This is a genomic window from Bremerella volcania (genome assembly GCF_007748115.1).
Lineage (GTDB): Bacteria > Planctomycetota > Planctomycetia > Pirellulales > Pirellulaceae > Bremerella > Bremerella volcania.
This window is the reverse complement of sequence record NZ_CP036289.1, coordinates 5,263,566-5,275,764: the sequence shown is the minus strand read 5'-3', so window position 1 is coordinate 5,275,764 and position 12,199 is coordinate 5,263,566. Positions and strand designations below refer to the sequence as shown.

Here is a 12,199-nt window from a genome sequence, read left to right as displayed (position 1 = left end):
CGAATCTCCCAGGTTGGTAGGGTTGCCTGTTTGAAGAGTAGTCGATGTCGGGCCATCCAATTCGACAGACGACCAGAAAAAACGATCACACTACGGCGGCTTTGACGCAGTTGATCGGTGGCAGCGAGTCGAAGAGACAACTCCACTCTTCGCCTCCATCGTGCCCCATCCAAAGTTGCCCCGTGGTGGTGCCGAAATAGATAGCCGGGCTGGTCAGCGTGTCAGTCGTCATGGCATCGCGCAGCACCGTGAAGTAGCCACCATGCTTGGGTAGCCCTTTCGAGAGCTTCTTCCATTTCTTTCCCCCGGTCGTGCTTCGCCAGACGGCCGGCTTTCCTTCCGGACAAGTACGCGTCATCGGTTCCAGGGGAACGACGTAGATCGTGTCGGGGTCGTGGGGATGCACGACAATGGGAAAGCCAAAGTCGGACGGAAGCCCATCGGCGATCGACTGCCATGTATGACCGTAATCGTCACTGCGCAGCACCCCGATACCGGGTCGTTCGGGCCAACCGCCATGGTTTTGCATGTACAGTCGCCCAGGAGCATCCGGATGTCGGGCAATTTTGTGCACGCACTGGCCAAATTCGGGATAGGGATTAGGATCGAAGCCAGCTCCCACGCCGTTGTTCGCGGCGTTGAACGTTTGCCCGCCATCCTCACTCAGGTAGTGTCCACCGGTCGAGATTCCCAGGTGAATTCGATCCCCGTCACGAACAATCGTATGCAAACACAAACCGCCAGCGCCAGGATGCCAATCTTTTGAGTGTTTGTGATTGCTAATGCCTGCGACCATTTCCCACGAGTTGCCGCCATCTTCGCTTCGGAAAAGAGAGGCTGGCTCGACGCCGGCCCATAGGTCTTTGCTATCGCTGCCTGGTTCGAGGGACCAGATGTTGGCCAGGGCTCGGCCATCCCCTTCCGGGAATGTCGGCGCGGACTTGGTTTCTTTGAACTTCTTCCCCAGATCGGTTGAGGTGAGCACCTTCATGCCAAACCAGGCATTGCAGCTGGACGCATAAATTCGGGGCGACTTCCGGGTGTCGATCAAAGCCGAGTAGACGGCAACGCCTGACCCGAACGGACCCCGCAATGAGAACCTCCCCCGCGACTTGCTGGCCTCGGCGACGAACAAACCCTTCTTGGTACCTATGCACAACACAACGCGATCAGCCATCTTCAACCTCCTGAAACAGCGGTCATGATGAAAAGTAGGTCCCCAGGCCCAAGCTTGGTTTCGAGTCCGTCGTTTCGATGGATGAGCGACTCGTTCACGAACAGATTGATGTGTTTGCGAACGGCCCCGGTCTCGTCACATACATTGCGATACAGCTTCGGTTGCTCGTCTTTCAAGGCGGTAAGCGCCTGCCGGACCGAGCCGGCGGAAACTTCCACTTCAGACTTCCCACCACACTCGGACCGGAGTGCATAGGGAATTTGGACGGAAACGGACATAGTGCGCAGAGCCAACTAAAAACACTTGGGCAAACGAGGGTTCGCTACGGACAGAACATCCCCTGCAAGTTAGTCGAAGAGAAACGGGCAAAATCGACTGAGGCCAGAAAAAGTTTAAGAGACCAAAAGGGTGGAATAAAGGACTAGTTTCATGGGTGACATCAAGAAACGGCAAGTGTGTCTAAATATCAAGAAAATTGTGTTTTGTTCTATGTATCTAGGTGTGCTTATCGTAGAATCAAATTTATTAATCCCTCCTTTCTAGCTACTTCTTCGTTAGGCAATCGTACTATGTCACGTTCTTCGTGTCGTTTCGGGTTCACGCTTGTCGAACTCCTGGTTGTAATCGCCATCATTGGAATCCTAATTGCCTTATTGCTTCCGGCGGTGCAAATGGCACGAGAATCGGCCCGCCGGACCCAATGCGTGAACCACCTAAAGCAACTTGGACTGGCCTTTCACAATCATCACGACATTCTGCAGAATTTTCCGCATGGCGGGATCAATGCTCCCGATGGTGATCCCTGTTGCTCAGGCGAACACGACGATCGGACGCAGTGGAGTTGGCCTTATCAGATCCTGCCGTATATCGAGCAAAACAACCTGTACGACGAAACCGACCACAACCAGGTCTATAGAACGGCGGTCGAGATCTATTACTGTCCAAGTCGCCGCAGGGCCCAAGGCTATGGGGGCTCGAACCATGCTCGGATCGACTGCGCCGCCAACGCCGGAACCAACGGGAATGGAGATAATGGAGTAGTACGCCGCAGGGACCGGTCGAGAACTGCGTTTCAGGACATTACCGACGGCACGTCGAACACCTTGCTTGTGGGAGAAAAACAGACCGACAAAACCTACGATGCGGGATGCTGCGACGATAACGAGAATCCCTACAATCCCGGCTGGGAAGTGGACATCTATCGGCTGGGTACTTCCCCGCCAGACCACGACCGAAATCACCCGGAGACGGTTCTCGGAACCGATTCCAATTCCAACTTGTTCGGGTCGGCCCACCCCAGCGGAATCAACGTGGTTCTGGTGGACGGCTCGGTGCGATTCATCAGTTACACGGTCGATGGTGAGTTGTTCCGTCGGCTGTGCGTGATTGATGACGGTTTAGTGGTCAGCCACGACTCGCTGTAAATCTGTGGATAATTGCGAACCTCGGCCCCGAAATGGTGACTAGATTTATACTGAAATCATCGACTACCCCGCATTGTCAATTCTGGACCATGTGGGTATGATCGTAAGTCCTCGGGATGTAGCGCAGTCTGGCTAGCGCATCTGCTTTGGGAGCAGAGGGTCGTAGGTTCGAATCCTATCATCCCGACTAGAACTAAAAACAGCCCGTCGTATTAATTGCGACGGGCTGTTTTTTTTGTAGGTGCGTAAAGAAAATGGGAGCCATTGGCTCCCATTTGTGCTTCTCTGACGATGCCGTGCTGCTAAGCGGCCCGGCGATCTTCGTCGCCATCCGCTAGCAGGTACTCGTTCAGCCGATCAAATTCATCCGCGTTTTTAAAGTGGATAACGATCTTGCCTCCCTTAGTCGACTGCTTGATGTCGACCTTGGTACCCAGGGCCATCCGCAGGTCTTCTTCCAGGGACACAACCTGTTGCGACTTGGTACGGGAACCCTTCTTGGCTGGCGTGGTCGACTGGGCCGGTTCTTCTCCATTCAGGAAATCCTGCACGGCCTGTTCGGTGGCGCGGACGCTCCAACCTTCCTTGGCAATCCGGCTGGCGAATTCGCTTTGGACCTGTTCTTCCCCCAGCGGCAATAGAGCCCGGGCATGGCCTTGGGAGATCTCGCCGTTGTGCAGGGCCGACTTCACGGCATCTGGCAGATCCAACAGTCGGACCAGGTTGGCGATCGTGCTCCGGTCGACCTTGATCCGGTCCGCCAGCTCGCTTTGGGTGGCATCGTGCTGTTCCAGGTACCGCTGGAAGCTGATTGCTTTTTCCAGTGGGTTCAGGTCCTGGCGCTGCAGGTTCTCGACGATGGCCAGTTCGGCGACCAACCGGTCGTCCGCTTCGCGAACCAATGCCGGGATCGAGTCCCAACCTGCGATGCCGGCCGCTCTCAGACGTCGCTCGCCGCTGATCAGTTGGAAGCGATCACCGATCTGCCGCACGACGATTGGCTGAAGGATGTCATGCTCCTTCAAACTCTCGGCTAGCGACGCGATCTCGGCATCGTCGAAGTTGTGCCGTGGTTGGAACGGGTTTCGATCGATCAAGTCGAGTGCGATCCGCGAAGCGTCCGACTTCTGCGAGGCTTCCTCCGTAAAGTCGGAGTCGGCCAGGCGAGGACGGAACGGAACCGTCTCAGAAGCTTCTTCTCGCAATTCCACTTCCGCTGCTTCGTCGGTCGGATCTCCCAGCAGCGCGGCCAGGCCACGTCCCAATCGCTTTTGTCTAGTCACGGTCTAAAACCTCCATGCACAATTCCATATGAGCACGTGCCCCGCGACTGCGAGGTGCGTGGGTAATAACTGATTGCCCGAAGCTGGGTGCTTCAGAAACCCAGTGATCCCGTGGGACCACCGTATCGAAAACGATGTCGCCAAAGAACTCCCGAACTTCCTGTTCGACCTCGTGAGTCAGTTCCAAGGTTGGGTCGTACATCGTCAATACGATTCCACCGAACTCGAGCTTGCCTGGCGGACGCCGCATGACGTCCCGGATGACCTTGATCATCTGGGTCAGACCTTCCATGGCGAAATACTCGGCCTGAATGGGCATGAGCACTTCCGTCGAGGCAGCGAGCGCCGTCTGCGTGATCGCACCGACCGAAGGGGGACAGTCGATCAGGACATAGTCGAACTGGTTCATGCCTGACTCGAGATGATGGGTGAGTACGGCCGAGGTCGACTTCTCGCCCCCGGCCAAACGTTCCACATCCTCGAAGCTGCGGCTGCCAGGAACCAGGAAGAGGTTCTCGATGCTGGTCTCCAGGATCGAGTCACCCAGCGGTTGCTGAGAGACAAGTGGATGACGCTCGGTAGGCTTCTGGCCGACACCGGTCGTCGCGTTGCATTGGGGGTCGAGATCGACCAGCAACGTGCGCATCTCGGCCATGGCCAACCCGGCGGCCAGGTTGATGGCCGTGGTGGTCTTGCCGACGCCGCCCTTCTGGTTGGCGATGCACAGGATACGAGCCATGATGCCTCAATGCAGTTACGAGTCGAAAATCCGTTTTCGAGGTGAGGATTTTAGACACGAACGCAAAAACGAGGAAACGGCACTTTGCTAATTCCGAGACCCGTTTCACGTGAAACAGTCACTTGCAGATTGCGTGTTTCACGTGAAACACCCAATTTACGGAATCGTGAAACGGAGAGTATCCGAACCAACTGTGGTAATCGATCCGGTTTCACGTGAAACAACCAGCTAAGAAAACGGATGGAGGACCAAGCCGCACGGTGGTAGTGGTCCGATGGCAATCGCCTCAAAGAAGTCAACCTTGCGGTCTATCAGATCCTGATATTGGCTCATCGTGACGGGGCGGAGTAGGGCGGCAAGGGGGATAGTCTTTGCTTGGTCTTGATCCAGAGCCTGTACCAGGTGATCGACTGTCCGTACAAAAGACTCCTTGGCATCGGCCGTCTCCAGCAGCTCGGTCAGGATTAGCCACTCCCAGAGGTTGTTATCCAGCTCGCGCCATACGTCGTCCCGTTCTGGAGTCGCGTCTTCCATCCGCAGCTGACCATCCGCCGTCAGTTGGGCACGGACCCAGGTATCATCCGCAGTGCAGTAGATGCCAAGATGTCCTAACTCGTTGCTGGTTTGCAGTTCTTCCCAGAGGGATGATGAAGCGCTGGGGCCCTGTCCGAAGACCTGGCAGTCGAAGTGAATGCCTAGCTTCTCAATCAGCTCTTGACTGGAAACAGCCGGTGCCTGGTGAGCCAGCGGAAAGCGAGGCAAGACCTCAAACCCAGGCTCAGTCATCTCGAAGAATGCGGTCAACGCAACATTGGCCGGGTGTTGCGGCGTCAGTTCGCCTTCTTGAGCGAGTTCATATCGATAGAGGGTCGCCGCTGCGTACTCGTCTTGGTTTGCCTGCAACAACCGGTGATGGGCCATCTTCTCGCGGATTGTCCCAATCAGGTTATGGTCGGTCACTGGCCACAAACGATGGACGACGCCTGACGCGTCCTTAGCGACCAGCGGGGTGGCCATGGCAATGTGGTTCTCCAGATCTTGCTGCACCGAGATACTCGGATCGGCGTAGACCGACACCTGGGGAGTAATATCCGCACCCGTCGCTCGAAGTCGGTTGAGGCTTGAAGAGAAGCTTTCGGTCAACATGACCTGAACTGCTTCGTACTGTTCCTGATCGATATCCTCCAGGGCGAGCCCTGCCAGAAAACCTCGCCGTGTAACTCGTTGTCCCTGCCAATCGAACTCCTGGTGATAGACGTAGATTGCCGGATCGGGCTCGCGCTGCAGTACGCCTTGCCGCTGCCAGTCGGTCAGGAAACGCTTGGCCCGGCTATGCGGGTTGTTGAGTTCATCATCTCCCGGCTCTTCTCGGTTGGTCAGAACTCGAACAATATTCGCCGGATGACGTTTATAGAGTTGATCGATCTGATCTGGGGTAAGCGTGCTGGCCGGCGGCGCGATCACGTCGGCCAAAGCACCAATGTGCCCCAGATCGTAACGCAGTCCGTGGATGGCTCGAATATCTGGCATAGTATGAATTGGTTGGTTTGGGAAAGTTTCACGTGAAACAGACTACTTCGTTTAATCCGAAAAGTCCAAGCCGTGTGGCAATCACGTCTTTTTGTTTGTAAATCACCTAGCTGCCTTAAGTGACATTCAGGGTAGTCGAATTCGGAGCGTGCATTGTGACTCAGCAAGATGAAAATCCATTTGAATCTCCTGCTGTCCCAACGCCACGTATCGAGCCAGAAGGGCAGGCTCGAACGGTTTTTCCCTACGCGGTAGGCTTGGTGGTATTGTGCAATCTGGGGCTGTGTATTCCTGCACCTGGGATTGGACTTGTCTTAGGGGGCCTTGTTTCAGCGCCTGGGCTGTTCAATGGATATGCAAGTCTGAAACGAAAGATGCGGTATGATACCGCAGATAGCGAAGAGCAATGGTACAGCATCCTCCTTGGCTTTGCTCAGCTGTTTCCGATTGGACTATTGGCTGGCATCACCATGATGGTTGTCGGTAGCCTGGTTGTCACCTGGATCGATCTTTCATCCACCGATGACACCGCGATCGATGAGGCAATCGGAGGATTTTTCTGCGGTTCGATTGCCGCACTGGCTGTCTACTTTGGTTGCCTGGTTGGTATGATCCGCTGGAAGGCACGCAATTGAGTTCGCACAACAAAAAAGGGACTCGCCGTACTAACGAGTCCCTTTGCTAAGTTCACAAGTGAAGCCATTTCTGGCCCCGCCAGATTAATAGCGATAATGATCTGGCTTGAATGGACCGTCGACCGGCACGCCGATGTAGTCGGCTTGCTTTTGGGTCATCTTGGTCATCTTTACGCCCAGTTTGTCTAAGTGCAGGCGGGCCACTTCTTCGTCCAACGACTTCGGCAGAACGTGGACGCCCAGTGGGTAAGCTTCGGCGTTCTTCCAGAGTTCGATCTGGGCCAGCACCTGGTTGGTGAACGAGGCGGACATCACGAACGAGGGGTGACCGGTGGCACAACCAAGGTTCACCAAGCGGCCTTCGGCCAGGACCAGAATGCTGTGGCCATCGGGGAAGGTATAGCGATCGACCGGGCCGCCTTCTTGTGAAGCTGGTTTAATCGATTCCTTGGCCACGTCTTTGCGGCTGTTGAGCCAGGCCATGTCGATTTCGAGATCGAAGTGGCCGATGTTGCACACGATCGCATCGTTCTTCATGCGTTCCATGTGCTCGCCGGTGATGATGTCGCGGTTACCGGTTGTGGTGACGAAGATGTCGGCACGATCACAGCAGTCTTCCATCGTGCAAACTTCGTAACCTTCCATCGCGGCTTGCAGAGCGATGATTGGATCGATTTCGGTGATGATCACACGAGCACCAAAGCCACGCATCGATTGGGCACAGCCCTTTCCGACGTCTCCATAACCGGCCACGACGACGATCTTACCGGCAACCATCACGTCAGTGGCACGCTTGATACCGTCGGCCAGCGATTCGCGGCAACCGTAGAGGTTGTCGAACTTGCTCTTGGTGACCGAGTCATTGACGTTGATGGCTGGCGTCTTCAGTTCGCCCTTCTGGTGCATCTGGTACAAGCGGTGTACGCCTGTGGTCGTTTCTTCCGAGAGACCCTTGATGCCATCCAGCAGTTCCGGGAACTTGTTGTGCACCATAGCGGTCAAGTCGCCACCATCGTCCAGAATCAGGTTCAGCGGTTCGCCACTAGGGAAGAAGATGGTTTGTTCGATGCACCAGTCGAATTCTTCTTCGGACATGCCCTTCCAGGCATAAACTGGAATGCCGGCTTCCGCCATGGCGGCCGCGGCGTGATCTTGCGTGGAGAAGATGTTACAGCTGCTCCAAGTCACTTCGGCGCCGAGTTCGACGAGCGTTTCGATGAGCACGGCTGTCTGGATGGTCATGTGAAGACAGCCAGCGATGCGTGCTCCAGCGAGAGGTTTCTCGTCGCGGTATTTCTCACGAAGGGCCATCAAGCCAGGCATTTCGACTTCGGCCAGTTTGATTTCTTGACGTCCACGCTTCGCGAGGGAGATGTCCTTGACCTTGTACGGAAGCTTTTCGACCTGGGACACTATGAACTCCACCTTGTATTGGAGGGACCGGGAGATGAGCCTATTGCGAAACTCCACTTCAGTGGGTCGCCGCTGGGCCCATAAAAAACGCAAAAATTTTGCGCCGCAATTAATCTGTTATGATAAAGTGCTGGCACTCTTTAGCAACCCGGGATGAGGGGTTCAGCGTAACGAGAAATCCCGGGTTACAGCTGCGAAAGTCGTAGGATTTCAAGAGATACGACGTACCAGGCACTTCTCGCATTCGCATTATTCTTTAGGAAGCTCGGCAAAGGCCTTGCGGGCAGCCGTGACGAACGCTTCGACCTTCGTTAGATCCTTGACGCCAGGCTGACCACTAACCTCGACGCCACCGGCCACATCGACCGCCGACGGCTGAACGGCCCGGATCGCCTCAGAAACGTTCTCGGGGGTTAAACCTCCAGCTAGCACCAAGTGTTTTAGGTGCGGCATAGTGCGCCAGGTCGCTGCCAAATCCCAGTTGGAAAGGTGCCCCGTTCCGCCGAAGGAACCCGGAACGGCGGCATCCATCAGAAGCGCCTGAGGATGGAAGTCGTCAGGCAGTGTCGCCCAACGAATCAGTGAGCCGCGGCTGGCAGCCAGAATGGGCACGCCGGTCGACTGATGAACGGCTTGAGCAAACTCGACCGATTCATCTCCATGCAGTTGAATCCAGTTAAAGCCGACTTGCTGGTGGGTTTGCTCTATCTCGGATGGCGCCGCGTTCACAAACAGACCGATGATCTGAACTTCGCCGCGAACTGTGTTGGCGATTTTCACGGCAGTGTCTAAATCGACGCAGCGTTTGCTTTGCGAAAAGAAGTTCAAACCGATCGCATCGGCCCCGCTATGCGAGACTGCAACGGCGTTCTCAAAATCGCTCAAACCGCAGATCTTGATGCGGAAAATGTCAGGGACAGGCATGATCGACGAAGTCCGTATATTCGTTAACCGCCTCGCTAGACGGAATATTCTTCCTCGCGATACCGATGCAAGGTAGATAGCGGTGATGTCAGGAGGACGCACGGTTCTCCTTGCCTGCATTTTACAGCAATCTTTGCTCAAGGTGACCCGTTGGTGTCGATGTCTAAGCCACGCTACATTCCACCCCGATCTCGCCGTGGAGGTCTTTGGGTTTGGTATCGCGCTTTGGTCGTGGTGGTGGCGGTCATATTGGTGGGTTTGCCGTGGTGCCGATCGGATCGCTCTGGATTCGTGGCCCGAGGTCACGCAACGATCGTCTCCGATTCTCGCGAACCCGAAGCCCATGCTCATTTACAACCGTTGGTCGAAGAGATCCTTCTGGCCGCCACGACGGATGAACTACTGGTTCAGTATCTGTCGCAGGACCAGCAGCTGCGAGAGGACCTAAAAGTTGCTGATGATAGTGACGCTCTGGAAATCCTCCGTCGCCGCTTGGAGGTGACCCCCCACCGTGTCGGCGGCCAGGTTACTCTCCGCTTGAATTATTACGGAGAAGACCGTTTGGCTTGTTCGCGATTGTTGTCCCGAATCGTGCAAGATTTCGATCGCGAGTTTAATGACTGGAAACGCGAGAAGGTATCAGGAATCGAAGACACCTACCTCGATCAGCTCAAAAGCACACAGAACGAGGTTGCCGCTCTCGATGCGGAACTTCGCGTTCTCGAAGCCGCACGGCCAGGTAGCATGCCACCAGCCCCGACCAAGCAGCCCCTGCCGCGAGATCCGGCTTGGGTCCAAGCTCGGCAGCAACTAGAGCAAGCCGAGTTGCGTTTGAAAGAACTGCTGGAAACGCGCACGCCTCGGCACCCTGTTGTTTTAGACCACCAAAAGAAGCTCGAGCAACTTCAGGTACAGTTCGCTTCTCTGGCGGAATATCCGTCGCAACCTCTTCCGCCTGAGCCGATGTCGGATTCTCAAAAGATAGCCGAGCAGCATCAGCAACGAATCGCCGCCCTGCGTACCGAGCTTCAACAGAATCAAACTCGGCTCGATGCGCTGAAACTTCGAGAAAAGGATGCCGCCAAAGCGTTGAGCTTTCTGAGTGGGATCACGATGCAGCACTTAGGTGACATTGAGGTCACTTCTCTTGGTGGCATCTGGCGATCGACGGCACTGTTGGTGCTTGGCGGTTGGGCCGTGTTTGCGGGGCTGATCGCCTTTCAAATGGCTGCGAGCTCGGCAAGTCCCGTCGTGATTTCATCGCCGCACAAATTAGCTGTGGCGACGCCAATTCCCGTCGCAGGCACCATCACCCTTACCGGCGGCGAACAACCTGGTACAAAGCGCCACTGGCAATTCCGACGAACTTCCTTCTTGCTGACGCGACTTGCGGAACTAACGATCGTGACCGTCATCGGCCTGGTGGTGCTAGCAACGCAAACGCAACCCGAGTTCAGTCTGCTGATGCGTGATGATCCGCTGGCAGCAATGCGAGAATTGCTACGTAGTCTTATTCCAACATTGCCGTAAGAGCGGCTTGTCTATCCCTCCGTTTGGAGAATGACGGCTAATAATGCCGATGAAAAGAAAGCCCTGCATTCTCGATTCATTTGTTCGACCAGCCGCAAGGACGCGGAGTTTATACCCTTCCCGGGACACGGATGACCATGTACGAAGAAACTTTTGGATTGTCGCATCGCCCATTTCCCAGTGTCCCGTCCTTGGTCGGTTACGTGGAAACGGACTCTCACCTGGAAGCGATCGAGACTCTGCTGCGATGTGTTCGCCGTGACGAAGGTATCGGCACGTTGATCTCGGCACCAGGACTTGGCAAGTCAACCATTGCTTTGAGGCTGCAGGAAGAACTGGAAGATGATTTCGAAGTCGTCCGCCTGAATAGTGGTCACTGTGGTTCGCGACGTGCTTTGCTTCAAGCCATCGCCTACGAACTCGATCTTCCATGTCGCGGCCTGGAAGAAGGGGAACTGCGAATTCAGTTCGCCGAGTATGTCCAGCGTCTGGAAAGCCGCCGAATGATGGGCATCGTCATTCTCGCCGATGAAGCCGATCTTCTGCCCATTCGCCTTCTGGAAGAACTTCGACTGCTGACGAACTTCGCCAGCAAAGATCGCTCCCGCGTATCAGTTGTCCTGTTGGGAAACATGTCGCTGGAAGAACGCCTGGCAAGTCCTTATCTGACGTCGTTCAACCAACGCGTCGGTGCACGGGCGTATCTTCAATCTTTGTCTACCGCCGAGGTTGCCAAATACGTTCGCCAGCAGTTGGTAGGGGCTGGAGCCAAGCTGACAATCTTCGACGACTCTGCAATCGAAGCGATCGCACAGCGAAGCCAAGGGGTGCCTCGCCTGGTAAACCAAATCTGCGACCACGCGTTGCTGTTGGCCGCGCTCGGGGATGAGATGCAGTTGGATGCGGACGCCGTGGAAGAGGCCTGGGCCGACCTGCAGCGGCTCCCGGCTCCGAAGCGAAAGATCCGGACCGACAACGCCCACTCGACCGATTCGCTGATCGAGTTTGGCTCGCTGGAAGAAACCAAGACTGATTCTTCGGTCGAGTACCCTTCGGTGGTTCGCTTCGAAGATCGATCCCAGACCGAAGAGCAGGAAGAGTTCCCGCCGGAAGCCGTCCAGGAGCCTGAGGTAGAACTGACATTTCAGAATGCGGCCAACCCGTTCGAGGAGAAGTTCGAGAAAGAAGAGATCGTACTCGATCGTTTTGCCTCGCTGGGTGATCAAGAGGTCCGAGGCATTCGCCGCGTCGTCAGCCCTCGCAATTCCGAGATCGCCGCATTTCTGGTTGGATCCGAGGATAACCCGGCTGAAGTCGAAGTGGTTCAACCAAACTACACCCAGGCAGAAGGAATGGTCGTGTCGCGCGACTTCTCCACGCATTCCACTGGGTTTTCCAACTGGGATGATCGCGACATTATTGTGATCGACTCGAAGGAACCACGCGTGGAAGAACCGCAACATCCCAAGATGCCTGCGCCGCGTCGCCGCACGTATCGTCAATTATTCTCGCAACTGCGTCGTCAACACGCGTAAACGGAAGTC

At 55.6% G+C, this 12,199-nt stretch carries 11 protein-coding genes and 1 tRNA gene; 5 read left to right on the top strand and 7 right to left on the bottom strand.

The features are described 5' to 3' along the window. Positions 1 to 85: 85 nt before the first annotated feature. Both Pan97_RS20950 and Pan97_RS20945 read right to left on the bottom strand, forming a co-directional pair. Positions 86 to 1,177 (bottom strand): beta propeller repeat protein, encoded by a 1,092-nt coding sequence (locus Pan97_RS20950; protein WP_144976023.1) that lies wholly within the window; start codon positions 1,175 to 1,177, stop codon positions 86 to 88. A 2-nt stretch (positions 1,178 to 1,179) separates the two neighbouring features. After that, entirely contained in the window at positions 1,180 to 1,455 is a 276-nt protein-coding gene (locus Pan97_RS20945; protein WP_144976021.1) for a MoaD/ThiS family protein, read from the bottom strand. Positions 1,456 to 1,746: 291 nt separating this feature from the next. Between Pan97_RS20945 and Pan97_RS20940 the strand changes: the two genes are divergently transcribed. Further along, complete coding sequence (locus Pan97_RS20940; protein ID WP_144976018.1) at positions 1,747 to 2,601, top strand: DUF1559 domain-containing protein; 855 nt, start codon at positions 1,747 to 1,749, stop codon at positions 2,599 to 2,601. Between the two features lie 112 nt (positions 2,602 to 2,713). Beyond that, positions 2,714 to 2,788, top strand: a tRNA-Pro gene (locus Pan97_RS20935). A gap of 115 nt (positions 2,789 to 2,903) precedes the next feature. Here Pan97_RS20935 and Pan97_RS20930 read toward each other — a convergent pair. The 3 genes from Pan97_RS20930 to Pan97_RS20920 form a co-directional block, all read right to left on the bottom strand. Beyond that, on the bottom strand, positions 2,904 to 3,884 hold the full coding sequence (locus Pan97_RS20930; RefSeq protein WP_144976016.1) for a ParB/RepB/Spo0J family partition protein: 981 nt from the start codon (positions 3,882 to 3,884) through the stop codon (positions 2,904 to 2,906). Further along, complete coding sequence (locus Pan97_RS20925; protein WP_144976015.1) at positions 3,877 to 4,623, bottom strand: ParA family protein; 747 nt, start codon at positions 4,621 to 4,623, stop codon at positions 3,877 to 3,879. Before Pan97_RS20925 ends, Pan97_RS20930 begins: the two co-directional genes overlap by 8 nt. Positions 4,624 to 4,851: 228 nt before the next feature. Further along, on the bottom strand, positions 4,852 to 6,153 hold the full coding sequence (locus Pan97_RS20920; protein ID WP_144976013.1) for a DUF1015 family protein: 1,302 nt from the start codon (positions 6,151 to 6,153) through the stop codon (positions 4,852 to 4,854). 374 nt (positions 6,154 to 6,527) lie between these two features. Here Pan97_RS20920 and Pan97_RS20915 point away from each other — a divergent pair, with 374 nt between their 5' ends. Then, on the top strand, positions 6,528 to 6,788 hold the full coding sequence (locus tag Pan97_RS20915; protein ID WP_144976011.1) for a hypothetical protein: 261 nt from the start codon (positions 6,528 to 6,530) through the stop codon (positions 6,786 to 6,788). An 84-nt stretch (positions 6,789 to 6,872) separates the two neighbouring features. On the opposite strand, the gene ahcY is transcribed toward Pan97_RS20915, so the two are convergent. Continuing rightward, on the bottom strand, positions 6,873 to 8,201 hold the full coding sequence (ahcY, locus tag Pan97_RS20910; RefSeq protein WP_144976009.1) for an adenosylhomocysteinase: 1,329 nt from the start codon (positions 8,199 to 8,201) through the stop codon (positions 6,873 to 6,875). A gap of 249 nt (positions 8,202 to 8,450) precedes the next feature. Further along, complete coding sequence (locus Pan97_RS20905; protein WP_165698889.1) at positions 8,451 to 9,125, bottom strand: phosphoribosylanthranilate isomerase; 675 nt, start codon at positions 9,123 to 9,125, stop codon at positions 8,451 to 8,453. 159 nt (positions 9,126 to 9,284) lie between these two features. Here Pan97_RS20905 and Pan97_RS20900 point away from each other — a divergent pair, with 159 nt between their 5' ends. Both Pan97_RS20900 and Pan97_RS20895 read left to right on the top strand, forming a co-directional pair. After that, positions 9,285 to 10,655: a hypothetical protein gene (locus Pan97_RS20900; RefSeq protein ID WP_165698888.1), complete on the top strand. Its 1,371-nt coding sequence runs from the start codon at positions 9,285 to 9,287 to the stop codon at positions 10,653 to 10,655. A gap of 137 nt (positions 10,656 to 10,792) precedes the next feature. Further along, the gene (locus Pan97_RS20895) at positions 10,793 to 12,190 is read left to right on the top strand and encodes an ExeA family protein (RefSeq protein ID WP_165698887.1); all 1,398 of its coding nucleotides are present in this window, start codon (positions 10,793 to 10,795) and stop codon (positions 12,188 to 12,190) included. The last annotated feature ends 9 nt before the right edge of the window (positions 12,191 to 12,199 follow it).